A 24,774-nucleotide genomic window follows, 5' to 3' on the forward strand; every position below is an offset into this window, starting at 1 on the left:
GGCATCCCGCCGGCGCTTCACGCATTGAAAGGGGAAGCCCATGGATCTACGTAAACTGAAGACTCTGATCGACCTCGTCTCCGAGTCCGGCATTTCCGAACTCGAAGTGACCGAGGGCGAAGGCAAGGTGCGCATCGTCAAGAACGCGCCGCCCGTTTACGTCCAGCAACCCGGCAACTTTGCGCCGCAATTCCCGGCGTCTGCGTCCGCGCCCGGCGCTCACCCGGAAGCGCCCGCCGTCGCCGCGCCGGCCACGCCGGCCGCCGCTGCGCCGCAGGGTCATGTGGTGACTTCGCCGATGGTCGGCACGTTCTATCGCGCGCCGTCGCCGGGCGCAGATCCGTTCGTGCAGGTGGGCGACTCCGTCAAGGAAGGCCAGACGATCTGCATCATCGAAGCGATGAAGCTGCTGAACGAAATCGAGTCGGATCAGGCTGGCGTCATCAAGGAAATCCTCGTCGAGAACGGGCAGGCAGTCGAATATGGCCAGCCGCTCTTCGTGATCGGCTGACGCGGCGCTTTTTAGCCATACGCCATCCGCGCGCCCTCCTTCTTCGGGTGCGCCACCGATCCTCTGTGGCAGCCGCGCTCCTGGAAGCAACTGCGCAACCGCACGCGGCGCCCGTTGATGAGTCGAATATCCGCTATGTTTGAAAAAATCCTCATTGCCAATCGCGGCGAAATCGCGCTCCGTATTCAGCGCGCCTGTCGCGAGCTCGGCGTCAAGACGGTCGTCGTCTATTCCGAAGCCGACAAGGAAGCCAAGTACGTGAAGCTCGCCGACGAGGCGGTCTGCATCGGACCGGCGCCGTCGAACCTGAGCTACCTGAACATGCCCGCGCTGATCAGCGCGGCGGAAGTCACGGACGCCGAAGCGATTCACCCCGGCTACGGCTTCCTCTCCGAGAATGCGGACTTCGCCGAGCGCGTCGAGCAATCGGGCTTCGTGTTCATCGGCCCGCGCCCCGACACGATTCGCCTGATGGGCGACAAGGTCACCGCGAAGCAAACGATGATCAAGACGGGCGTGCCGTGCGTGCCCGGTTCGGAAGGCGCATTGCCGGAAGATCCGAAGGAAATCGTGAAGATCGCGCGCGCGATCGGCTATCCGGTGATCATCAAGGCGGCGGGCGGCGGCGGCGGCCGCGGCATGCGTGTCGTGCACACGGAAGCGGCGCTCGTCAATGCCGTTAACATGACGCGCGAAGAAGCCGGCCGTGCGTTCGGCAATCCGCAGGTCTACATGGAGAAATACCTGGAGAACCCGCGGCACATCGAAATCCAGGTGCTCGCCGATTCGTTCAAGAACGCGCTCTGGCTCGGCGAGCGCGACTGCTCGATGCAGCGCCGTCACCAGAAGGTGATCGAGGAAGCGCCGGCGCCCGGCATCGCGCGACGCCTGATCGAGCGCATCGGCGACCGCTGCGCGGACGCGTGCAAGAAGATGGGCTACCTCGGCGCAGGCACGTTCGAATTCCTGTACGAGAACGGCGAGTTCTACTTCATCGAAATGAACACGCGCGTGCAGGTCGAGCATCCCGTCACCGAACTGATCACGGGCATCGACATCGTTCAGGAGCAGATCCGCATCGCTGCCGGCGAAAAACTCGCGCTCCGTCAACGCGACATCCAGTTCCGCGGACACGCGATCGAGTGCCGTATCAACGCCGAAGATCCGTTCAAGTTCATTCCGTCGCCGGGGCGCCTTACGTCGTGGCATATGCCGGGCGGGCCCGGCATTCGCGTCGATTCGCATGCGTACAACGGCTATTTCGTCCCGCCGAACTATGATTCCATGATCGGCAAGCTGATCGCTTACGGCGCGACGCGCGAGCAGGCGATCAGCCGGATGCGCATCGCGCTGTCGGAAATGGTGGTCGAAGGCATTCAGACCAACATTCCGCTGCATCGCGAACTGATGCTCGACGCGAAGTTCGTCGAAGGCGGCACGAGCATCCATTACCTCGAAAACCGGCTGGCCGCGAAGCTGCAGGCCGCACCGGAAGAAGCGTAAGCAATGAGCTACCGGGAACTGATCGTCGAACTCGCGCGCGAACACGCGGAGGCGTTGTCGGATGCGCTGCTCGAACTTGGCGCGCTGTCGGTGTCCGTCGAAGACGCGGATGCCGATACACCCGACGAGCAGCCGCTTTTCGGCGAGCCCGGTCTCACGCCGGAGCGCACCGCATGGACGCATTCGCGCGTGATCGCGCTGCTCGCGCCCGAACACGAGCCGGCGGTACTGCTCGCGGCCGCCGCGAACGAACTCCGTCTCGCCGATACGCCGTCGTTCAGCGTGCGCGAAGTCGAGGAACAGGACTGGGTGCGTCTCACGCAATCGCAGTTCGATCCGATTCCGATCGGCGAGCGCATCTGGGTCGTGCCATCGTGGCACGCTGCACCCGATCCCGACGCGCTCGTGCTCGAACTCGATCCGGGCCTCGCGTTCGGCACGGGAAGCCATCCGACGACGCGTCTGTGCATGGAGTGGCTCGAGCAATCGGTGAAGAAAGGCAAGTCGGTGCTCGACTACGGCTGCGGCTCGGGCATACTCGCGATTCTCGCGAAGAAATGCGGCGCGGACCCTGTGATCGGCATCGACATCGATCCTCAGGCGGTCGAGTCGGCGCGCCACAACAGCGAGCGCAATCACGCCGACGTCACATACGGCCTGCCCGACGATTGCCCTGCGGACGAGTTCGATATCGTCGTGGCGAATATTCTGTCGAATCCGCTGAAACTGATGGCGTCGATGCTGTCGTCGAAGGTGAAGCCGGGCGGACGCATTGCGCTGTCCGGCATTCTCGCGCGCCAGGCGGAAGAGGTCGCGCAGATCTATCGGCAATGGATCGACATCGACGTATGGCGCGAACAGGAGGGCTGGGTCTGCCTTGCAGGTACTCGCCGCGAAAGCCATTAGAATAAGGCATATCTGTCTGCTTCCGGCCCCTTAACGGCTAACCGGTCAATCGGCTCAATATGCTTCTAGCGACACGCTGTCCCTTCTGTAAAACCGCATTCAAACTCCAGCCGGAGCAGCTCACGCTGCGCCGCGGTCTCGTTCGTTGTGGCCATTGCCACGAAGTATTCGACGCATCGAACAATCTCTTTGATGTGACCAACGGCACGAGCGTCGATAAAGCAAAGCACGTGTCGATCGACGATGTAACCGCGTATACGCTCGACAAACTCGCGAATGGCGGGCAAGCACCGGTGCGTGAAGGAAGTGCTCCTGCTGTCGAACCCGCTGCACCTGCCGATACGGATGCGCGTCGCACCGAGCAACCAGCCAAAGATGCAGGCCCGCACGCCGCTGAATCCACTTCGCCGCACGTCGCCGAAGCGACGATAGAACGCGCCGCTGAGCATCCGGCAGAAGCCCTCGGCGAACATGCTGCGCAGTCGCTCGCGAGCAACGAGGCAGCACGACACGACGAAGCGCCGGCCGGTCATGCCGTAACACAGGCACATGTCGATGAAGCGCCCTTCGAAGCCAAAGGCTCGACGCCGGAGCACGGCGCAGCGTCCGCCGGCTCGCCCGATTTTCGCGCGGAAGCATGGAACCCGTGGGCAGCGGCGCCCGACGCGTCGATCGACGGACGCATCCGCCACAACGCATCGACGATTCCGCTCAAGCCCGTCACGATTCCGAGTTCCGCTCAGCCGCCGCTGACGCTCGAACTGACCGACTCGAAGTCGCCGGGCACAGAAAAGGCAACTGCGCGCAAACGGGTCGAGCCGCATATCGAAGCGCCCATCGAGCAGAAGGCCGCGCCGACTGCTGAGGCGGCGCAAGCTCAGCCGAAAGTTGAGCCGTCGATCGCCGCGCAAGCCGAGCCGAAGGTCGAACCGTCAGTCGCTACGCAAGCCGAGCCGAAGACAGAGCCGTCGATCGCCGCGCAAGCCGAGCCGAAGGTCGAACCATCCGTCGCCCCGCAAGCTCAAGCGAAGACAGAGCCGTCAGCCGCCCCGCAAGCTCAGCCGAAGGTCGCGCAACCTGCCGGATCACCTGCTGCGGCGAAGGCCGAGCCGAACTTCGAAGCCTCGCCCGAGCGCGTACTCGAACAGGAAATCGCAGAGCCGCCGCCGCATACGTGGCGCGCAGCGGAGCCCGCGCGCGAATCGGCGCACGCGCCCGATGCGCGAACAGCGGACGAAGCGAAGGCCGAAGCCGACGCATCGTTGCACGAGCCATTGCACGAGCCGCTGCACGAAACCTTGCACGAAGGGCTGTACGAGCCGCTTCGCGACAAACGGCACAAACCCTTTTTCGACGACTCCGACGATAGCGCGGCCGCGCCGGCCGCCGATGATCGTCGGGATCGTGAGCCCTACTTCGGCTCGCCTGCGGAAGAACACGATCACGAACCGAGCTTCGGCGGGCGCGCGCGCAAGCCGTTCGCCGCCGCGCCCGACGATGACGACGATGCATTCGCCGTCCGCCGCGAGCCGCTCGGACAAGACTCACGCCGCGTCGTGTGGCAAGCGGTCGGCGGCGTCGCGATCGGCGTGCTGGCCGTCTTGCTGCTCGCGCAGCTCGCATGGTGGCAGCGCGAATCGGTGATGGTCGCGTGGCCCGATTCGCAGTCGCTCTTCGTGAAGGCTTGCGCGAACCTCGGCTGCAAGGTCGGGCCGCCGCGCGATATCGATGGCCTGCTGGTCGAGCCATCCGATCTGCGCCAGATCGACGGGCCGCACAAACTCGAGCTGAGGATGCCGCTGCGCAACCGCTTCGACATCGCGCTCGCCTATCCCGCCGTCGAACTCACGCTGCTCGACGAGAACAACAATGTCGCCGTGCGGCGCGTGCTGTGGCCGCAAGACTATGTGAAACCCGGCACGCCGATTGCGGCAGGCCTGCCCGCCCGCACGACGCAGACAATGATCGTGCGCCTCGACACCGGCAATACCATCGCCTCGAATTTCCGCGTGCAGATCTTTTATCCGTAACGGGTAGCTCTGCGGCGCGAGCAGATTACACCCGCGCGTCCGGCATGAACCGGGCGCGCATCCCGTCAATCCCTGACGAATCTTCGGAGCACAACATGAGTCAAGTCACGCTGGGTGGCAACCCGATTGAAGTCGCTGGCACGTTCCCGTCCGTCGGCCAGAAGGCGCCCGCCTTCACGCTCGTCGGCAAGGATCTGAAGCCGCTCTCGCTCGCCGACTTCGCCGGCAAGCGCAAGGTGCTGAACATCGTCCCGAGTCTCGACACGCCGACCTGCGCAACCTCGACGCGCAAGTTCAACGAAGCAGCGGCCAAGCTGAACAACACGGCTGTGATCGTCGTGTCGGGCGATCTGCCGTTCGCCGCTTCGCGCTTCTGCACGACGGAGGGGATCGAAAACGTCGTGACGGCCTCGACGTTCCGTGGTCACGAGTTCGCGCAAGCGTACGGCGTCGACGTGACGAGCGGCCCACTGACGGGCCTGACCGCGCGCGCCGTCGTCGTCCTCGATGAGAATGACAAGGTCGTGCACGCCGAGCTCGTCGGCGAAATCAAGAACGAACCGAACTACGACGCAGCGCTCGCCGCGCTGAAGTAAGCTTCACGCTTGCGTCGACACAGCGCCGCTCCCGCATCGTCCGGGCGCGGCGCTGTCACATCGTCGCGTCATTTTTCTCAGAACACTTATAGGAACGCTCGCCTTGGCTACGCTGATTTGCGGCTCGCTCGCCTACGACAACATCATGACCTTCGAAGGGCGCTTTCGGGAGCACATTCTGCCGGAACAGGTCCACATCCTGAACGTCAGCTTCCTCGTGCCGACAATGCGTCGCGAATTCGGCGGCTGCGCGGGCAATATCGCGTACTCGCTGCATCTGCTCGGCGGCGACGCGCGCATCATGGCGACGCTCGGCGCCGTCGACGCGCAACTGTACATCGATCGCCTCGACACACTCGGCCTCTCGAAAGAGCACGTGCGCGTGCTGCCGGACACCTACTCGGCGCAGGCAATGATCACGACCGACCTCGAGAACAATCAGATCACCGCGTTCCACCCGGGCGCGATGATGCTGTCGCATCTGAACCGCGCCGACCAGCCGGGCGTGAAGCTCGGCATCGTCGCGCCGGACGGCTTCGACGGCATGATCCAGCACTCCGAACAGTTCGCGGCTGCAGGCATTCCGTTCATCTTCGATCCGGGCCAGGGGCTGCCGCTGTTCGACGGCGCGTCGCTGCGCCGCATGATTGAACTTGCCACCTACGTGGCAGTCAATGATTACGAAGCTGCGCTCGTGAGCAACAAGACGGGCTGGTCGATCGAAGAAATCGCAAGCCGTGTCGATGCGCTGATCGTGACGCGCGGCGAGCACGGCGCGCAGATTCACCACTCGGGCGGCATCGAAGAGATTCCGGCCGTCAAGGCAAAGCGGGTGCTGGACCCCACGGGTTGCGGCGATGCCTTCCGGGGCGGCCTGCTGCACGGCATCGAGAAGGGTCTCGGCTGGGCAACCACGGGCCGTCTCGCGAGCCTGATGGGCGCGCTCAAGATCGAGCATCAAGGGCCGCAAAACTATGCGCCTTCGCGCGCGGAAATCAACGACCGGTTCAGGCAGGCATTCGGGTACGAGCTGCCCGAAGGCGCATGACGCGCATACGCCGCGCCTGACCGGTCGCGTTTGAGGGCTCGAAGAATCGAGCCCATCTGGAGTCAAGGGAATGAAAACAACAAGTCGTACCGTGGGCCGCGTGGTATTGGGCGCGGTGATCCTCAGTTCGCTCGCCGTGACAGGCTGCGCGTACAACAGCAGTTCCGCCGACGTCTACACGTCATCGCAGGCACAACGTGAAGAGACCGTACGCATGGGTACCGTCGACAGCGTGCGTGCCGTGAAGATCAGCACGAACAACGGTCAGCCGAGCGGCATCGGCGCAGTGGGCGGCGGCGCACTCGGCGCGGTGGCGGGCAGCGCGATCGGCGGCGGCCGTGGCTCGATCCTGACGGGCATCGTCGGCGGGCTGGCGGGCGCCGTGGCAGGCAATACGATCGAGAACAGCACCGCGATGCGCGACGGCGTCGAGATCACGGTGCGCCTCGACAACGGCGACATGCGCGCGATCACGCAAAGCGCGACGGGCGAAATCTTCAGCGCCGGGGAGCGCGTGCGCCTGCTGTCGAGCGGAGGCGTGACCCGCGTGACCCACTGACGCGTTTCCGCAGACGCAATCCATTTCCCTGCCAGCGGCGCGCTCTCGCGCCGTGACGGCAACCTCACACGCATGTGCTCCCCTGTGCATGCGTTTTTTTTCGCCTCGCGTTTGCGCATCGCCGCATGAGTCGTGAGCAGCGCATCGTTCGACAGCCATTGCCCCCGCGCGAGCTCATTGGGTCGTCGCAGGCAGTGCAAAACGGACGACGAATCGAGGCGGGCACCAGACGAAAAAATCCCGCCGCCAGTTGCCCGGCGGCGGGATCAGCTTGATTGAGTAGCCGTACTCAATCGCTGGACGCATGCTGGATGCGTCCGTTGCGACACCAGCTCTTACGGACGGCTGCCCGTCGGGAACGGCCATGCTGCAGCCGGGTTCAACGCGGTCTTGACCGTAGCAGCCGGCGCCGTCGAAGCAGCGGGCGCAGCGGGAGCAGGTGCTGCCTTCTTCGCAACAGCCTTCTTCGCAGGAGCAGCCTTCTTCGCAGGGGCAGCGGCCTTTTTCGCGGCGGCCTTCTTGGCAGGCGCAGCCTTTTTGGCGGCAGCCTTCTTAGCAGGCGCCTTCTTCGCAGCCGCCTTCTTTGCCGGTGCTGCCTTCTTCGCAGCAACCTTCTTCACGGCGACTTTCTTTGCTGCAACCTTCTTCGCTGCGACCTTCTTCGCTGCGACCTTCTTGGCAGCGGCCTTCTTCGCCGGGGCTGCCTTCTTCGCTGCGACCTTCTTCACAGCGACTTTCTTCGCTGCAACCTTCTTCGCCGCGACCTTCTTGGCAGCTGCCTTCTTCGCCGGTGCTGCCTTCTTCGCAGCAACCTTCTTCACGGCGACTTTCTTCGCTGCAACCTTCTTCACAGCGGCCTTCTTCGCCGGTGCTGCCTTCTTGGCGGGAGCCGCCTTCTTCGCAACGACCTTCTTTGCTGCAGCCTTCTTGGCTGCCGGCTTCTTCTTGGCGAGTGCCATCATTTTCTCCTTCAGGTTTCAGATGAGAGTCAGTTCAAACTACACCCTTCGTCAAAACCCGCTTCCCGCGGACGCTTCTCACGGCGGCCACTGCGAAGCGGGCTATTCATCGGCGTACGCAGCTCCAGCGCGCTTACGCTAATGAATACGGTAAGGCGCGCCGTGCCATCGGGCACAGCGCGCCAAGTCCAGTCGGCATCGGATGTCGATGCCGGCAATCGTTTGATCGAGCCGCACGCTCTCGCGCGGACGGCTTTTTCCGGGGGGAAGTTTGCCCATCCCACTGAAGGGTTCGCAAAGTGCCTGTGATCTTTATGGGCCGCGGCATTCCGCGGCGCACCGGGCACGCTCTGCATCAGGCGGTCATGCTCCTCATCAAACTTGCCGCGGCACGGCCGGCGGCAACCCCATCAAATACATACGCGACGCGTTGGGTTACTCCCAGGACAGCGCGCCGCCGGTCTGATATTCGATAACCCGAGTCTCGAAGAAATTGCGTTCCTTCTTCAGGTCGATCATCTCGCTCATCCACGGGAACGGGTTTTCCTCGTTCGGGAACAGCGGATCGATACCGATCTGCTGGCAACGGCGGTTGCAAATGAAGCGCAGATAGCTCTTGAACATCGACGCATTGAGGCCGAGCACCCCGCGCGGCATCGTGTCTTCTGCGTAGCGATATTCGAGGTCGACCGCATGCCTGAAGATCTCGCGGATTTCCGCGCGGAACTCCGGCGTCCACAGATGCGGGTTTTCGAGTTTGATCTGGTTGATCAGGTCGATGCCGAAATTGCAGTGCATCGACTCGTCGCGAAGGATGTATTGGTACTGTTCCGCCGCGCCCGTCATCTTGTTCTGGCGGCCGAGCGCCAGGATCTGGGTGAAGCCGACGTAGAAGAACAGCCCTTCCATCACGCACGCGAACACGATCAGCGACTTGAGCAGCTTCTGGTCTGCTTCGAGCGTGCCCGTCTTGAAGGCCGGGTCGGTCAGCGTGTGGATGAACGGAATCAGGAATTCGTCTTTATCGCGGATCGACGTAACTTCGTGATACGCGTTGAAGATTTCACCTTCGTCGAGACCGAGCGACTCGACGATGTACTGGTAGGCGTGTGTGTGGATCGCCTCTTCGAATGCCTGGCGCAGCAGGAACTGGCGGCATTCGGGCGCCGTGATGTGACGATACGTGCCGAGGACGATGTTGTTCGCCGCGAGCGAGTCGGCCGTCACGAAGAAGCCGAGGTTGCGCTTGACGATGCGGCGCTCGTCTTCCGTCAGCCCGTTCGGGTCTTTCCAGAGCGCGATGTCGCGGGACATGTTGATTTCCTGCGGCATCCAGTGGTTCGCGCAGCCGGACAGATACTTCTCCCACGCCCACTTGTACTTGAACGGCACCAGCTGATTGACGTCAGTCTGGCCGTTGATGATGCGCTTGTCGGCGACATTTACGCGTGCTTCGGGAGCGACGGCCGGCGCATTCGTTTGTGCCGGCGGAGCGATTGCGATGTCGTTCGCGAAGGCTTGTTGAGCCGAGGGAGCTTGATGAGCGGAACGCGTTTGCACTTGCGAACCGACGACCGTTCCCGCAGCGTTTCGCAACACGTTCGGTTGCGTAGCACTCGAGGGAGTTACGGCAGTGATCTCGTCATCCCAGTTGAGCATAAATGTCACCATCAATTTAGATCGGTTTGTACCATCTTTTCACGAGCGTTAAAAGGGTCCGCTCATGAAAAATCCTGTTTTCGAATCGCGTTGCGACCTTCATACAACACTTTGTTCATGAGTCTGTGAAGGTCACTCGATGCGAGTCGATCGAAACGTGTGTCGATGTAGCGCGATGCACGATCGAAAGAGCGTTGCTTCAGCGATGCGTGTGCGTTGCTTCGGCTTCGAAACGATTGCGTCTTCGTACACGTCGCGATGTTCTGTCGAAGCATGTCGGGCAGGTGATGCATCGCCTGCTCGTCCGCTGCTTCGCGTGCTTCATTCGGCTTGCGGCTTCGTGTTTCCTCGCAGCCATCAACCGACGTGTAGCACGTGATGTTCCTCGCTGCCTCGCCTGACTGACTGCCCCGGCACATCGCCGGCAAACTGCGCGATGAATCGCCTGATCGAAGTGCTGCTCGAGCGTCGGCTCTTGCGCGTCACGCTCGCTCGCAGCGCATCGGCTTCTGCTTGCGCGGGCGTGTCATTGGAGGCTTGCCCGAGTCCTGCCCGAAGTCTCGCTCGACGTCTTCCGTGCGTGCTGCTTCGACTTCTCTTCGCGATGAGCGGCGCGTTCTGCCCACGCCGCCCATCTCTTTCCGCGCGCCGCCGGCGAGGACCGGCGGCGGGTTACTGCTTGCTGCCGCTCGCTGCTGACAGCTGTACTGCCTTCTGACTACGCGTGCTCACTGGCAGGCTTCACACTCTTCGAAGCCAGGGTCGCCGGGACGCATCATGCAGACGGGACCATCGGCTTCGGGTGCTGCTTCGGATGCCGCTGCGGGCACTGCCGTCGCCGCCGCTGCCTGGAAGCCGCCCGTCACTCCCGACGAAGCCGCGCCGCCACCGGCACCGAAGCCACCCGCTGCGCCGCCTTCGCCACCGTCGCCCGACGGCACTGCATTCAGCGCGCCGTGCGCGACCGTGGACTTCTCGACGTGCGTCGCCGCCATCGTGCGGAGGTAGTACGTCGTCTTCAGGCCACGCAGCCATGCGAGCTTGTAGACCTCGTCGAGCTTCTTGCCGGACGCGCCCGCCATGTAGATGTTCAGCGACTGCGCCTGGTCGATCCATTTCTGACGGCGCGACGCCGCTTCGACGAGCCACGTTGCATCGACTTCGAACGCGGTCGCGTAGATCGCGCGCAGGTCGGCCGGCACGCGGTCGATGCGCGACAGCGAGCCGTCGAAGTACTTCAGGTCGGCGACCATCACTTCGTCCCACAGGCCGCGCGCCTTCAGGTCACGCACGAGGTAGTCGTTCACGACCGTGAATTCGCCCGACAGGTTCGACTTCACGTAGAGGTTCTGGAACGTCGGCTCGATACATGCAGACACGCCGATGATGTTCGAGATCGTCGCCGTCGGCGCGATCGCGACGCAGTTCGAGTTGCGCATGCCGTGCGCCGCGATGCGCGAACGCAGCGACGCCCAATCCATCGACTCGCTCGAATCCACTTCGACGTAACCGCCGCGTGCGTCGGCGAGCAGCTTCAGCGTGTCTTGCGGGAGGAGGCCGCGATCCCACAGCGAACCGCGGTAGGTCGAGTAGCGGCCGCGCTCTTCCGCCAGTTCCGTCGACGCCCAGTACGCGTAGTAGCAGACGGCTTCCATCGAACGGTCGGCGAACTCGACGGCTTCCTGCGATGCGTACGGCGTGCGCAGCACGTGCAGGCAGTCCTGGAAGCCCATGATGCCCATGCCGACGGGGCGATGCTTGAGGTTCGAGTTACGCGCCTTCGCGACCGCGTAGTAGTTGATGTCGATGACGTTGTCGAGCATGCGCATCGCGACGCTGATCGTGCGCTTGAGCTTGTCGTGGTCGAGCGCCATCGTGCCGTCGGCCTGCTCCTTCAGGTGCGCGACCAGGTTCACCGACCCCAGGTTGCAGACGGCGATTTCCGTGTCGCTCGTGTTCAGCGTGATTTCGGTGCACAGGTTCGACGAGTGGACGACGCCGACGTGCTGTTGCGGCGAGCGCACGTTGCATGGGTCCTTGAACGTGATCCACGGATGGCCCGTTTCGAACAGCATGCCGAGCATCTTGCGCCACAACTGCGCAGCGGGAATCTTCTTGAACAGCTTGATCTCGCCGCGCGCGACCTTGTCTTCGTAAGCCGTGTAAGCGGCTTCGAACTCGGCGCCGAACTTGTCGTGCAGATCCGGGCAAGTGGACGGCGAGAACAGCGTCCAGTCGCCGCCTTCGAGCACGCGCTTCATGAACAGGTCGGGAATCCAGTTCGCCGTGTTCATGTCGTGCGTGCGGCGACGGTCGTCGCCCGTGTTCTTGCGCAGCTCGAGGAATTCTTCGATGTCGAGGTGCCACGATTCCAGGTACGCACACACCGCGCCCTTGCGCTTGCCGCCCTGGTTCACGGCGACAGCCGTGTCGTTGACGACCTTCAGGAACGGCACGACGCCTTGCGACTTGCCATTGGTCCCCTTGATGTGCGAGCCGAGCGCGCGCACGCGCGTCCAGTCGTTGCCGAGACCACCCGCGAACTTCGACAGCAGCGCGTTTTCCTTCAGCGCTTCGTAGATGCCATCGAGGTCGTCGTCGACCGTCGTCAGATAGCACGACGACAGCTGCGAGCGGCGCGTGCCCGAGTTGAACAGCGTCGGCGTCGACGACATGAAGTCGAAGCTCGACAGCACGTTGTAGAACTCGATCGCGCGCGCTTCGCGGTCGATCTCATTCAGCGAGAGGCCCATCGCGACACGCATAAAGAATGCCTGGGGCATTTCGATGCGCGTGCCGTCGACGTGCAGGAAGTAGCGGTCATACAGCGTCTGCAGGCCGAGGTAGCCGAACTGCAGATCGCGGTCCGCGTCGAGCGCGGCGCCGAGACGCTTCAGGTCGAACTGCAGCAGCTTGTCGTCGAGCAGCTCGGCTTGCACGCCGCGCTTGATGAAGAGCGGGAAGTACTCGGCATAGCGGCCGGCCATTTCGGCTTGCGTGACTTCCTCTTCGAGGATCTCGCGGCGGATCGTGTGCAGCAGGATGCGGGACGTGACCTGGCTGTACGCCGGGTCCTTCTCGATCATCGTGCGCGCAGCGAGGATGGCCGAGTCGTAGACCTGGCTCATCGGCACGCCGTCGTACAGGTTCTTCACCGTCTCGGCGACGATCGGCTCCGCGTTCACCGCATCGCCCAGGTTCGCGCATGCCGATTCGATCAGGCCGCGCAGCGCCGGCAGATCGAGCGGACGGGTGATGCCGTTGTCGGTCACGTTCAGACCCGGCGCGCCTGCCGGTGCTTCGGCTTCATGGCCGCGCTCCTGGCTGCGCTTCTCGCGATACAGCACGTAGGCGCGCGCGACGTTGTGCTCACCCGTGCGCATCAGCGCGAGTTCGACCTGATCCTGAATGTCTTCGATGTGGAACGTGCCGCCGTTCGGACGGCTGCGCACAAGCGCGCGGACCACGTTCTGCGTGAGCTGCTCGACCAGCTCGCGAACGCGCGCCGACGCCGCGCCCTGACCACCGTTGACGGCCAGAAACGCCTTCGTCACCGCGATGGCGATTTTCGACGGCTCGAACGACACCACGCTGCCGTTGCGACGGATCACCTTGTAGTCGGCGTAGCCCGTCTGCGGCGCGAGCGCCTGGGCGCCCTGTGCGAGCCCTTCGACGGGGCGGCCAGTGGGTGCGCCCTCGAACCGGGTCGTCACGTTGTCGGTCGTTTGCATGTGCAAAGCTCCTGGTCTTGGAATGGTGCGGAGTGATCCGCGGTTAGTACAAACGCTGCGCCACCCCGGACGCATGCGATGGGGCAAAAGAAAAGAGGTAGCGGGAACCGTAAAACAGAGTGGCCGGATGCGAAGGATCCGCGTGAAAGAACTTCAACGTCGTGCGTGTCGCGATCACTTGGCTGCGCCCTTTTCTTCGTATTGGTCGGCGCGCCGGTTCTCGTAACTGGTTGCGCCGCATCAGGTTTTTTCAGTGCCGGTAATGCTGACGGCGCCATGCTCATGGAGCGGGGCGCCGCCTGACAAACACTACATCTTGTGCAAAAACTGATTAACGGCACGAAGTATAGTGTACTGAACGCTCATCGCAAATTCTTTTATTTGGTCTGGCGATCTTGACTTTTGGATAGCCCGCGTCAGAAAACGCCGTCGGGCCAACACAGCGATCTCGCGCTGTCGGTGCGACATCGTACGGACGCGACGTGACGTGCTTACGACGTTATCGGCGCGCGCGACGACGGATGCAGATAGGGGAAGTACGGATCGGCGAGCGCCGTATCGCGTTGCAGACGCGGCCAGTCGAAGTGCGGACCGGGATCGGTCTTGCGGCCGGGCGCGACGTCGGCGTGACCGGCGAGCGCGTCGATCGCATAGTGCGCGGCGAGCGCCCGCACGAGCGGCGCGAGCGTCTCGTATTGAGCCGCTTCGAACGGCGTCGTATCGCTGCCTTCGAGCTCGACGCCGATCGAGAAGTCGTTGCAGCGTTCGCGGCCGAAGAAGTTCGACGCGCCCGCATGCCACGCGCGCTCGTCGCACGACACGTATTGCTCGAGCGCGCCGTCGCGACGGATCACGAAATGCGCCGACACGCGCACGCCGCGCAGATGCGCGTCGTAGTACGGATGCGCGTCGCAGTCGAGCCGGTTGAGGAAGAGATCGGTGATGCCCGTGCCGCCGAATTCGTTCGGCGGCAGGCTGATGTTGTGAACGACGATCAGCGTGGGACGCGCGCCATTCGGACGCGCCTCGAAATTCGGCGACGGCAGCTTGTGCGCTTCTTTGACCCAGCCGTTTGCATCGACGGTGAAGCGCGCGGCGGTGCCTGCCGTCATCGCGCGTTGCGGCCCGCGGGGCGCGCGGCGTGGCGCTTCGCGTGATCGTGCGAGCAGAACGTCTGCCCTTCGACCATCACGGAATCGCTCTTCGGCGCATGCACGCCGCATTCGGCGCAGCGGATCATCGGCTCGGCGAGCTGGCCCGCGGCCTTGCCGCTCGCGCGACCGTGGCTGCGCGCGCCCGCGTGCGCATCGGCACCCGCTTGATCGCCCGCGCCCGTGCGCGCCGTGCGTGACGCATCGGCGCGGCGCAGCGCCTTCACCAGCCACTGGCCGACGATGAACAACAGGATCAGCAGAAAAATTTGTCGCATGACACTCAGACCACAGGACGGTGCAACAGCACCTCAAAGACAAAACGGCTGCCGACATACGCAAGCAGCAGCGCGACGAACGACGCGAGCACCCAGCGCAATGCCGCGCGCCCACGCCAGCCGGACACTTTGCGCGCCGTCAGCAGCGCGCCGAACATGATCCACGAGAGAATCGCGAACACGGTCTTGTGATCGAGCTGCAACGCGCGGTCGGCGAGCTGTTCGTTGAACAGGATGCCGGAGAGCAGCGTCAGCGTGAGCAACACGAAACCCGCGCCGATCAGACGGAACAGCAGCGTCTCCAGCGTGAGCAGCGGCGGCAGCGTATCGAGCCAGCTCGACAGCCAGCCGTTCGCGGCTGCGGCGCCTTGCCGCGCGAGGGCGCCGCCGCGCATCGCGTGCAGACGGCGCTCGACGAGCAGCATCAGCACCGCGTGCAGCGCCGCGATCACGAAGAGACCATACGCGACGTTCGCGATCAGGAAATGCAGCTTGAAGAGCGGATCGGCCGCGTACGACAGCACGTGCACGCCGCTGAACAAAAGCGGCAGCAGCGACGCGACGCAAGCCAGCGGCAGGACGAGCAGGCGCAGGCCGTCGAGCGGAAAGAAGAAACTCTCGATCCAGTAGATACCCGCGCCGAGCCAGAACATCGCGGAGAGCGCGAACGCGAAACCGAACACCATCGCGTCATGCGGGAAGATCGTCGTGTGCAGCAGCACGCCGTGTGCGAGCAGCGCGACGAGCAGCACGATGCGGGTGGTCATCGACATACTCGCAGCTGCTTCCGGCGACAGCCCTCGCCCGCCGCCCGCCGGCAGCGGCGCCGCGGACGAAACGGGCGACACGCTTTCGAGCATCGGCCGCGCGGCCGCCTGGCGGTGCGCACGCCAGCCCGCGACGGCGAGACCGCCGTACAGGAGCGCAGTGAGGGCATACAGTACAATATCCATATTGGAAGTTTACACTAGGCCCCTTCTCCATGACGTTTGCGACGCTGCGCTAGCGGCGTCGGCCGCTCTGGCGCGGTGACGAACGGGCCGCACTGCTCATCGCTCCCCATGCTCGACAATCTCACTCACCGGATGGCGCGCGTCGTCAAGACGCTGCGCGGCGAAGCCCGCCTCACCGAGGCGAACACCCAGGAGATGCTGCGCGAAGTGCGCCTCGCGCTCCTCGAAGCAGACGTGGCGCTGCCCGTCGTGCGCGACTTCATCGCGAAGGTGAAGGAGAAGGCGCTCGGCGAGGAAGTGATCGCCAGCCTGTCGCCGGGTCAGGCACTAGTCGGCGTCGTGCAGCGCGAGTTGACTGCCGTGATCGGCGGCGACTACGAAGGCAAGGCCGCCGAACTGGATCTCGCCGTCACGCCGCCCGCAATCATTTTGATGGCGGGTTTGCAGGGCGCGGGCAAGACGACCACCGTCGGCAAGCTCGCGAAGCTGCTGCGCGAGAAGTACAAGAAGAAAGTGCTGACGGTGTCGTGCGACGTGTATCGCCCCGCCGCTATCGCTCAGTTGAAGACCGTGACCGAGCAGGTCGGCGCCGATTTCTTCCCGTCGCAACCGGACCAGAAGCCCGTCGATATCGCGCGTGCCGCCGTCGACTGGGCGAAGCGTCACTATCACGATGTGCTGCTCGTCGACACGGCCGGCCGTCTCGGTATCGACGAAGCGATGATGAACGAGATCACCGCGCTGCATAAGGCGCTCGATCCGGCGGAAACGCTCTTCGTCGTCGATGCGATGCTCGGTCAGGACGCCGTGAACACCGCGAAGGCGTTCAACGACGCGCTGCCGCTCACGGGCGTCGTGCTGACGAAGCTCGACGGCGATTCGCGCGGCGGCGCGGCGCTTTCCGTGCGCCACGTGACGGGCAAGCCGATCAAGTTCGTCGGCGTCGCGGAAAAACTCGACGGCCTCGAGGTCTTCTATCCGGACCGGATGGCGAACCGCATTCTCGGCATGGGCGACATTCTCGCGCTCGTCGAGGAAGCACAGCGCGGCGTCGACGTGCAGGCCGCGCAGAAGCTCGCCGACAAGGTCAAGAAAGGCGGCGACTTCGATCTGAACGATTTCCGCGCGCAGCTTTCACAGATGAAGAAGATGGGCGGCCTGTCGTCGCTGATGGACAAGCTGCCCGCGCAGTTCCAGCAGGCCGCATCGAATGCCGACATGGGCCAGGCCGAAAAGCAGATGCGCCGCATGGAAGGCATCATCAACTCGATGACGGCCGCCGAGCGCGCGAAGCCGGAGCTGATCAAGGCGACGCGCAAGCGCCGCATCGCGGCGGGCGCAGGCGTTCAGGTGCAGGAAGTCAACCGGCTCCTGAACCAGTACGACCAGATGCGCACGATGATGAAGAAGCTCAAGGGCGGCAACCTGCAGAAGATGATGCGCGGCATGAAGGGCATGATGCCAGGCATGCGCTGATCGCTCTCGGCCGCGTGCGCTCCTTCGCAGAGGCGAGCGCGCGCCGGCCATCTCGAGCCGGTGCGTATGCCGAACGAAGGCGCGGGTATATGCTGTAGCGCACCGGGTCGTTGTCTCTCACACTATGTATACAGTTACCGCCCGCCAGACGTCATGAATCGCGAAGAAGCTCTCCACATTTTCCGCCACTCCGAAGAAATCGTTTCGGCCAGCGACGTCAACGCCTCCATCGGCCGCATGGCGGACGCCATCCGCGCCGAGATGGCCGAAGACTTTCCGCTCGTGCTATCGGTGATGGGCGGCGCGGCGGTGTTCACGGGCATGCTGCTGCCGCACCTGGATTTCCCGCTCGAGTTCGACTACATCCATCTCACCCGCTATCGCAACGCGATCAAGGGCAGCGCGGAAATGCAGTGGCGCGTTGCGCCCGCCGAGTCGGTGAAGGAACGCGTCGTCCTAGTGCTCGACGACATCCTCGACGAAGGCGAGACGATGGCCGCGATCCGCGACCGCATCATGGCGATGGGCGCGAAGCGCTTCATGAGCGCGGTGCTGTGCGAGAAGATCATCCCGAAGGCGAAGCCGCTGCGCCCGGACTTTTGCGGCTTCGAAGTGCCGGACCGTTATGTGTTCGGTTGCGGAATGGACGCGAAGGGATACTGGCGCAACCTGCCCACGATTCGCGCGTTGACGGAAGGCGCGTGACGCGTTTGTGCTGAGGCCAAAACGAAAAAGCCGAAAAAGCGACCTCATGGGTCGCTTTTTTTATTGCTTCGTTGATTCGGCTTCAAAGCTGATGCACAAACGAGCGAATGCCACCCAGCATCATTTCGACTGAAATCGCGACGAGCACGAGACCCATCAACCGCTCGAACGCCATCACGGTTCGCTCGCCGAGCCATTGCTGGATGCGCTCGGCCAGCACCAGCACGATCGCGCAGACAATCATCGTCACCGTCAGCGCCGCCACCCATTCGGCCATCTTGCTCGGCGCCTGAGACGTCAGCAGCATCACCGTTGCGAGCGCAGACGGACCGGCGAGCGCCGGAATCGCGAGCGGCACGATCAGCGGCTCTGCTGCGCGCGAATCGGCGCCGAACGGGCCATCGGGATGCGGAAAGATCATCCGCAGCGCGATCAGAAACAGCACGATTCCGCCGCCGATGCGCAATGACAGATCGGTCAGGCTCATCATCCGCAGAAAGCGGTCGCCGACGAGCATGAAGACCAGCAGGATCACGAACGCGATGGCGATTTCGCGCAGAATCACGCGGATGCGCCGGTGAGGCGCAACACCCCGCAAGCAGTTGATGAAGAGCGGGATGTTGCCGAGCGGATCAGTGATGAGAATGAGCAGGACGGTCGCAGACAGGAAGTTGTACTCCACTGTCCGCTCCCGTCAGTGCGCGACTGCAGCTTTGATCTTGTCGGTCACGAACTGCGCCGCGCCATCGACGGGCAACAGCGTGGCTTCCACATCGCGGCGGCCCTGGTACTCGATCTTGCCGTCCTTCAGGCCACGGTCGCCGATCACGAGACGATGCGGCACGCCGATCAGTTCCCAGTCCGCGAACATCACACCCGGACGCTCGCCGCGATCGTCGAGGATCACGTCGATGCCGGCTGCGACCAGGTCCGCGTACAGCTTGTCGGCGTGCTCGCGCACGGCGTCGCTGCGGTCATACCCCATCGGGCACAGCACAACTTCGAACGGCGTGATCGCTTCCGGCCAGATGATGCCCTTCTCGTCGAAGTTCTGTTCGATCGCGGCGCCGAGAATACGCGTGATGCCGATGCCGTAGCAGCCCATCTGCATCGATTGCGGCTTGCCCGACTCGTCCAGATATTTCGCGTTCATCGCATCCGAATACTTGGTGCCGAGCTGGAACACGTGGCCGACCTCGATGCCGCGGCAGATCTCGATGACGCCCTTGCCATCCGGCGACGGGTCGCCCTTCTTCACGTTACGGATATCCGCGACGACAGGCTCAGGCAGATCGCGGCCCCAGTTGACGCCCGTCGTGTGGAAATCCACTTCGTTCGAGCCGACGACGAAGTCGCTCATGTTCGCGACCGTGCGGTCCGCGATCACCTTGACCGGCTTCTTCGTGTTGAGCGGCCCGAGATAGCCCGGCGGCGTGCCGAACCACTCGACGATTTCTTCTTCCGTCGCGAAGCGGTATTCGGCGAGGCCAGGCAGTTTGCTCGTCTTGATCTCGTTCAGATCGTGATCGCCGCGCAGCATCAGCAGCCAGATCGTCGGCTCGGCGCCTTCGTTGTCCGCGTTGTTGTCGGTAGCGAGAACGATCGACTTGATCGTGCGTTCGAGCGGAATGTTCAGGTACTCGGCCACTGCTTCGCACTTTGCCTTGCCGGGCGTCGGCGTCTTCTTCAGCTCTTCCTTCGGCGCAGCGCGTTCGGCGATCAGCGGCAACGCTTCAGCCGCTTCGACGTTCGCCGCGAAGTCGGAAGTCGGGCAATACGCGATGTCGTCCTCGCCCGTCTCCGCGATCACGTGGAACTCGTGCGAGCCGCTGCCGCCGATCGAACCGTTGTCCGCCGCGACCGCGCGAAAATCGAGACCGAGGCGCGTGAAGATGCGCACGTACGCGTCGTACATCTTGCGATACGTCTCTTTCAGGCCGTCGAGATCCTTATCGAACGAGTACGCGTCCTTCATGATGAACTCGCGGCCGCGCATCACGCCGAAGCGCGGGCGGATCTCGTCGCGGAACTTCGTCTGGATCTGATAGAAGTTCACGGGCATTTGCCGGTAGCTCTTGATCTGGTTGCGCGCGATGTCCGTGACCACCTCTTCGTGCGTCGGTCCCATCACGAAGTCGCTCTCCTTGCGGTCCTTGAAGCGCAGCAGTTCGGGACCATACTTTTCCCAACGGCCCGATTCCTGCCACAACTCCGCCGGCTGCACGGCCGGCATCAGCAGTTCGAGCGCGCCTGCTCGGTTCATTTCTTCGCGCACGATCGCTTCCACCTTGCGGATCGAACGCAGGCCGATTGGCAGGTAGTTGTAAATGCCGCCAGCGACGCGACGGATCATCCCGGCGCGAACCATGAGCTTGTGGCTGACGATTTCTGCGTCAGAAGGCGCTTCCTTCAGGGTGCCGATAAAGAAACGGGAGGCTTTCATTCAGAATTTTCCAAAAGCGGCGGACCAAAAGGGCCGCCCGAAGAGGTAAGACGATGGGTTCGCGCGCCTGAGCGCCGGCCACACCAACACACGCCGAATAGCGATTGTCGCATGCGCCGGCTTTTGCCCGACGGCGCTGGGAAGCGGCTCTCGCGGCGGCGGGCGCGGCCTGTTACGTCCAATCGCGCCAATCTGGTGCGAAGCGGTGCGTCGGACCCGTTATCTGTTTATAATCAAAGCAATTTTAAAGGATTCGAAGGTGGTTGTATGCTGGATCGTGAAGGCTTTCGCCCGAACGTCGGCATCATCCTCTTGAACGCTCGCAACGAGGTGTTTTGGGGCAAACGGCTCCGTGAACATTCCTGGCAGTTTCCGCAAGGGGGCATCAAGTACGGTGAGACCCCCGTGCAAGCGATGTATCGGGAGTTACACGAAGAAACCGGCCTGCTTCCGGAGCACGTCAAGGTTATCGGTCGCACACGCGACTGGTTGCGTTACGAGGTGCCGGACAAGTTCATCAAGCGCGAAGTACGCGGTCACTACCGCGGCCAGAAGCAGATCTGGTTCCTGCTCCGGATGATTGGACGCGATTGCGACATCTGTTTGCGCGCGACCGATCACCCGGAGTTCGATGCCTGGCGCTGGAACGAGTACTGGGTGCCGCTCGACTGTGTGATCGAGTTCAAGCGGGATGTGTATCAGCTGGCGTTATCGGAGTTGTCCCGTTTCCTGCGGCGGCCTCAGCCGCGCACGGAACGACCCGGCGGACATCATCACGGGCAACGTTATCCGCGGATGGCGTCGTCGGTGAATGCGCCGCCCGGGGCGTCGATGGCGTCCGCGTCATCGGTGACCACGGTCACGACGACGATCGTCGTCGAAACGACGCTGCGTGCGACAATCGGGTCGGACTGTTCGTCGGCGGAAGACCCGGTCGTTCCGGTGCCGGGGCTGCGCGACTGATTCTGTGCGGCTGTCCATGCCGCATCTGCCGGTGCGATGTGGGGCAAGCCGCGCTGCGCCGGCGTTTCGAGGAAACCATATTGAAAGTATCTGCTTTCGTCGTGGCGTGCGTCGCCACTGGCGTTCTGCTGGCTGGCTGTTCGAGCACCAAGAGTTCCAACTCCAACGCGTCCGACGGACCGAAGAGCGACTTTCAGTACCTGCTCGACCGGCCTTCGACCTGGACCGAAAAGAAGGTCGATACGCTTCCGCCTATGCCGCAACCCGGCAATCTGCTGCCGTTCACCGTTTCGCAGAACACGACGCTTCAGTTCGCGCTCGATGCCAAATCGTTGACCGTCGATAACGACGACGTGGTTCGCTACACTGTGGTCATCACGAGCCCGAGCGGCGCGCGCAACGTCAACTACGAGGGCATTCGCTGCCAGGACTACTCGTGGAAGCTGTACGCGGGCCTCAACGCAGACCACGACGGCTGGGACCGCACGGTCGAAAACGACTGGACGCGTATCGAAAACGGCGATCTGAACGCGTACCACGCGGCGCTCTATCAGGATTACTTCTGCTCGAGCAAGATGCCGACCGGCAAGGCGGACGCGATCCTGACCAACATCAGATACAAGCGCGCGAACAGCACGCTGATTCGAGGCAACTGATCAGGGGCTCAGTCCTCTGGCGGAAAGCACCGAACCTCGATGACGGCGCAACGAAAAAAGCCGTCCCATCTTGCGGTGGGGCGGCTTTTTTGTCTTCCGGAGCGGCGTTGCGCGACTGACTGCCAGGCTAGACGAGCACCAGATTATCCCGGTGGATGAGCTCCGGCTCGAGCATATAGCCAAGCACCGTTTCGATCTCGCCGCTCGGACGGCGCTGGATCAGCTTCGTCTCCGCGCTGCTGTAGTTCGTCAATCCGCGCGCGACCTCGCGCCCCGACGCGTTCAAACACGCGATCACCTCGCCGCGCGCAAACGCGCCCTGCACGCCGACGACGCCGATCGGCAGCAAGCTCTTGCCGCCCTCGGTGAGCTTTTCGACCGCGCCGTCGTCGATCACGACGTGTCCGCGCACCTGCAGGTGATCCGCCATCCACTGCTTGCGCGCCGCCATGCGCGCGGTACGCGCGATGAGTTGCGTGCCGATCGCCTCGCCCGCTGCCAGCCGCGCGAGCACGTCCGCCTCGCGGCCACTTGCGATCACGGTGTTCGCGCCGCTATGCGCCGCGCGCTTCGCCGCGAGAATCTTCGTCAGCATGCCGCCGCGGCCGAGGCTCGACCCGGCGCCGCCTGCCATCGCCTCCAGCTCCGGCATGCCGGCGTCGGCCTGCTGGACAAGCGTCGCGCTCGGATCTTTGCGCGGATCGGCAGTGAAGAGACCTTGCTGGTCGGTAAGGATGATCAGCGCGTCGCCTTCTATCAGGTTCGCGACCAGCGCGCCAAGCGTGTCGTTGTCGCCGAACTTGATCTCGTCGGTGACAACCGTGTCGTTCTCGTTGATGATCGGCACGACGCCAAGACGCAGCAGTGTCAGCAGCGTCGAACGCGCATTCAGATAGCGTTCCCGATCGGCCAGATCGGCGTGCGTCAAAAGAATCTGGGCGGTACCGATCGAATGCTCGGCGAAGCGGCTTTCGTAGACCTGAGCGAGCCCCATCTGCCCGACGGCGGCGGCCGCCTGCAGCTCGTCGATTTCGCGCGGCCGCTTCGTCCAGCCAAGGCGTTGCATGCCCTCGGCGATCGCGCCGGAACTGACGAGCACGACTTCCTTGCCCTGCTCGCGCAGCGCGGCAATCTGAGCGGCCCAGCGACCGATTGCTGCATGATCAAGCCCGCGTCCGTCATTCGTGACGAGGCTCGACCCGACTTTCACCACCAATCGCCTGGAATCTGCGATAACGGAACGCATTGTGCGCGGTCTCCAAGATGATTCGTAAGGCCGGCGCGTGCTGGGACTACGCCGGCATCCAGGGTGCGGCTGCTTACTCCTGCGGTTCGGCCGAGGCCCCCGTACTGCCCGCCTGCTGGTCGCGGAAACGCACGTCGGCGGCCAGATCTTCCGCTTCGGCCGCACGGTGCGCGTCCGAGTGCGCTGCGAGGTAGTCGTACACCGCGTAGCAGAGGTTCTCGCAGCCTTGGCCCGTCAGCGCCGAAATTTCGAAAACGGGACCGTCCCACTCGAACTCTTTGATAAAGCGGGCGACGCGCGCTTCCCGCTCATCTTCCGGAATCATGTCGAGCTTGTTCAGCACAAGCCAGCGCGGCTTGCCGTACAACTCCTCGTCGTACTTCCGCAGCTCGTTGACGATCGCCTTCGCCTCCGCGACAGGATCGACGGTTTCGTCGAACGGCGCGAGATCGACGATGTGCAGCAGCAGGCCCGTGCGCTGCAAGTGCCGCAGGAACTGGTGGCCCAGACCCGCGCCTTCCGCCGCGCCTTCGATCAGACCGGGAATGTCGGCGATCACGAAGCTGCGGCTCGGCCCGACGCGAACGACGCCGAGATTCGGCGCGAGTGTCGTGAACGGATAATCGGCAATTTTCGGCTTCGCGTTCGACACCGACGAAATGAACGTCGACTTGCCCGCGTTCGGCATGCCCAGCAAGCCGACGTCCGCGAGCACCTTCAGTTCCAGACGCAGCATACGGCGCTCGCCCGGCTTGCCGTCCGTCTTCTGACGCGGCGCGCGGTTCGTGCTGGACTTGAAGTGCAAATTGCCGAGGCCGCCCGCACCGCCCTGTGCGACCAGTACGGTCTGATTGTGCTCGGTGAGGTCGGCGATCACCTCGCCCGTGTCCATGTCCGCGATGATCGTGCCGACGGGCATGCGCAGCGTGATGTCGTCGCCGCCCTTGCCATAGCAGTCCGACCCGCGGCCGTTCTCGCCGTTGCGCGCCTGATGCTTTTTCGCATAGCGGTAGTCGATCAGCGTGTTGATGTTGCGGTCTGCGACCGCATAGACACTGCCGCCGCGGCCGCCGTCGCCGCCGTCCGGACCGCCGAACGGGACGAATTTCTCGCGGCGCATCGACGCGCTGCCATCTCCTCCGTCACCGGCGATGACTTCGATCCTCGCTTCGTCAATGAACTTCATGCGTTACTCCGTCCCGTGTGTATTGCTATTTTGCCGCGCGTTGAGCGCGTGCACCATTGGCCGTTCGGCCAGATTGACTTTGATTCTTGTCTGATCGCGACAATGAAATGCCGCGACCATACGGTCCGCAAACGAAAACTCTCGAACGAGACCTGCAAACGGAATCCGCAAACAAAAAGGCCCCGCAAACTTCGCGGGGCCTTTTTCCGGTCCTG

At 63.5% G+C, this 24,774-nt stretch carries 22 protein-coding genes and 1 pseudogene; 12 read left to right on the plus strand and 11 right to left on the minus strand.

All coding sequences use genetic code 11. The features are described from left to right. The first annotated feature begins 40 nt into the window (after window positions 1–40). The 8 genes and pseudogenes from accB (at window position 41) to AABE10_RS24875 (ending at window position 7,153) form a co-directional block, all read left to right on the plus strand. On the plus strand, window positions 41–511 hold the full coding sequence (accB, locus tag AABE10_RS24840) for an acetyl-CoA carboxylase biotin carboxyl carrier protein (RefSeq protein WP_342935869.1): 471 nt from the start codon (window positions 41–43) through the stop codon (window positions 509–511). A 135-nt stretch (window positions 512–646) separates the two neighbouring features. Continuing rightward, window positions 647–2,014 carry an acetyl-CoA carboxylase biotin carboxylase subunit gene (accC, locus tag AABE10_RS24845; RefSeq protein ID WP_342935870.1) on the plus strand — a complete coding sequence of 456 codons (1,368 nt, stop codon included), beginning with the start codon at window positions 647–649 and terminating at the stop codon, window positions 2,012–2,014. A 3-nt stretch (window positions 2,015–2,017) separates the two neighbouring features. Then, window positions 2,018–2,920: a 50S ribosomal protein L11 methyltransferase gene (gene prmA / locus AABE10_RS24850; protein WP_342935871.1), complete on the plus strand. Its 903-nt coding sequence runs from the start codon at window positions 2,018–2,020 to the stop codon at window positions 2,918–2,920. A gap of 59 nt (window positions 2,921–2,979) precedes the next feature. Next, window positions 2,980–3,045: pseudogene (locus tag AABE10_RS36475) on the plus strand (hypothetical protein); the annotation flags it as partial. 105 nt (window positions 3,046–3,150) lie between these two features. Then, the gene (locus tag AABE10_RS24860; protein ID WP_342935936.1) at window positions 3,151–4,950 is read left to right on the plus strand and encodes a DUF3426 domain-containing protein; all 1,800 of its coding nucleotides are present in this window, start codon (window positions 3,151–3,153) and stop codon (window positions 4,948–4,950) included. A gap of 95 nt (window positions 4,951–5,045) precedes the next feature. Next, window positions 5,046–5,546, plus strand: coding sequence for a thiol peroxidase (gene tpx / locus AABE10_RS24865; RefSeq protein ID WP_152755309.1), 501 nt, complete (start codon window positions 5,046–5,048; stop codon window positions 5,544–5,546). Between the two features lie 103 nt (window positions 5,547–5,649). Continuing rightward, a complete protein-coding gene (locus AABE10_RS24870; RefSeq protein WP_342935872.1) occupies window positions 5,650–6,594 on the plus strand; it encodes a carbohydrate kinase family protein in 945 nt (314 codons plus the stop codon). A 70-nt stretch (window positions 6,595–6,664) separates the two neighbouring features. Then, window positions 6,665–7,153 carry a glycine zipper 2TM domain-containing protein gene (locus AABE10_RS24875; protein ID WP_342935873.1) on the plus strand — a complete coding sequence of 163 codons (489 nt, stop codon included), beginning with the start codon at window positions 6,665–6,667 and terminating at the stop codon, window positions 7,151–7,153. A 335-nt stretch (window positions 7,154–7,488) separates the two neighbouring features. On the opposite strand, the gene AABE10_RS24880 is transcribed toward AABE10_RS24875, so the two are convergent. The 7 genes from AABE10_RS24880 to AABE10_RS24910 form a co-directional block, all read right to left on the minus strand. Continuing rightward, entirely contained in the window at window positions 7,489–8,112 is a 624-nt protein-coding gene (locus AABE10_RS24880; RefSeq protein ID WP_342935874.1) for a histone H1-like repetitive region-containing protein, read from the minus strand. Window positions 8,113–8,141: 29 nt separating this feature from the next. Next, complete coding sequence (locus AABE10_RS24885; RefSeq protein ID WP_342935875.1) at window positions 8,142–8,468, minus strand: hypothetical protein; 327 nt, start codon at window positions 8,466–8,468, stop codon at window positions 8,142–8,144. Window positions 8,469–8,547: 79 nt separating this feature from the next. Further along, on the minus strand, window positions 8,548–9,771 hold the full coding sequence (locus tag AABE10_RS24890; protein ID WP_342935876.1) for a ribonucleotide-diphosphate reductase subunit beta: 1,224 nt from the start codon (window positions 9,769–9,771) through the stop codon (window positions 8,548–8,550). A gap of 728 nt (window positions 9,772–10,499) precedes the next feature. Further along, on the minus strand, window positions 10,500–13,502 hold the full coding sequence (locus tag AABE10_RS24895) for a ribonucleoside-diphosphate reductase subunit alpha (RefSeq protein ID WP_342935877.1): 3,003 nt from the start codon (window positions 13,500–13,502) through the stop codon (window positions 10,500–10,502). A 491-nt stretch (window positions 13,503–13,993) separates the two neighbouring features. Then, window positions 13,994–14,614, minus strand: a complete 621-nt coding sequence (gene ampD, locus AABE10_RS24900; protein WP_342935878.1) for a 1,6-anhydro-N-acetylmuramyl-L-alanine amidase AmpD — start codon at window positions 14,612–14,614, stop codon at window positions 13,994–13,996. Further along, a complete protein-coding gene (locus AABE10_RS24905; RefSeq protein WP_342935879.1) occupies window positions 14,611–14,931 on the minus strand; it encodes a PP0621 family protein in 321 nt (106 codons plus the stop codon). The genes ampD and AABE10_RS24905 overlap by 4 nt, the downstream gene beginning before the upstream one ends. Window positions 14,932–14,936: 5 nt before the next feature. Next, window positions 14,937–15,884, minus strand: a complete 948-nt coding sequence (locus AABE10_RS24910; RefSeq protein WP_342935880.1) for a cytochrome C assembly family protein — start codon at window positions 15,882–15,884, stop codon at window positions 14,937–14,939. 108 nt (window positions 15,885–15,992) lie between these two features. On the opposite strand from AABE10_RS24910, the gene ffh reads away from it, so the two are divergent. Both ffh and AABE10_RS24920 read left to right on the plus strand, forming a co-directional pair. Beyond that, window positions 15,993–17,360: a signal recognition particle protein gene (gene ffh / locus AABE10_RS24915; protein ID WP_342935881.1), complete on the plus strand. Its 1,368-nt coding sequence runs from the start codon at window positions 15,993–15,995 to the stop codon at window positions 17,358–17,360. Between the two features lie 153 nt (window positions 17,361–17,513). After that, the gene (locus AABE10_RS24920) at window positions 17,514–18,065 is read left to right on the plus strand and encodes a hypoxanthine-guanine phosphoribosyltransferase (RefSeq protein WP_342935882.1); all 552 of its coding nucleotides are present in this window, start codon (window positions 17,514–17,516) and stop codon (window positions 18,063–18,065) included. A gap of 82 nt (window positions 18,066–18,147) precedes the next feature. On the opposite strand, the gene AABE10_RS24925 is transcribed toward AABE10_RS24920, so the two are convergent. After that, window positions 18,148–18,747: a MarC family protein gene (locus AABE10_RS24925; protein WP_342935883.1), complete on the minus strand. Its 600-nt coding sequence runs from the start codon at window positions 18,745–18,747 to the stop codon at window positions 18,148–18,150. A gap of 12 nt (window positions 18,748–18,759) precedes the next feature. Beyond that, window positions 18,760–20,508 carry a proline--tRNA ligase gene (locus tag AABE10_RS24930; RefSeq protein ID WP_342935884.1) on the minus strand — a complete coding sequence of 583 codons (1,749 nt, stop codon included), beginning with the start codon at window positions 20,506–20,508 and terminating at the stop codon, window positions 18,760–18,762. Between the two features lie 267 nt (window positions 20,509–20,775). On the opposite strand from AABE10_RS24930, the gene AABE10_RS24935 reads away from it, so the two are divergent. Beyond that, entirely contained in the window at window positions 20,776–21,471 is a 696-nt protein-coding gene (locus AABE10_RS24935) for an RNA pyrophosphohydrolase (RefSeq protein WP_342935885.1), read from the plus strand. 80 nt (window positions 21,472–21,551) lie between these two features. After that, window positions 21,552–22,127, plus strand: a complete 576-nt coding sequence (locus AABE10_RS24940) for a CNP1-like family protein (RefSeq protein WP_342935886.1) — start codon at window positions 21,552–21,554, stop codon at window positions 22,125–22,127. Between the two features lie 127 nt (window positions 22,128–22,254). Here the strand turns inward: AABE10_RS24940 and proB are convergent, their stop codons facing one another. Then, window positions 22,255–23,373 carry a glutamate 5-kinase gene (gene proB, locus AABE10_RS24945; RefSeq protein ID WP_342935887.1) on the minus strand — a complete coding sequence of 373 codons (1,119 nt, stop codon included), beginning with the start codon at window positions 23,371–23,373 and terminating at the stop codon, window positions 22,255–22,257. A 73-nt stretch (window positions 23,374–23,446) separates the two neighbouring features. Continuing rightward, window positions 23,447–24,559: an Obg family GTPase CgtA gene (cgtA, locus tag AABE10_RS24950; protein WP_342935888.1), complete on the minus strand. Its 1,113-nt coding sequence runs from the start codon at window positions 24,557–24,559 to the stop codon at window positions 23,447–23,449. Window positions 24,560–24,774: the final 215 nt, after the last annotated feature.

The organism is Paraburkholderia diazotrophica (genome assembly GCF_038900755.1).
GTDB classification, from domain to species: Bacteria; Pseudomonadota; Gammaproteobacteria; order Burkholderiales; family Burkholderiaceae; genus Paraburkholderia; species Paraburkholderia diazotrophica_A.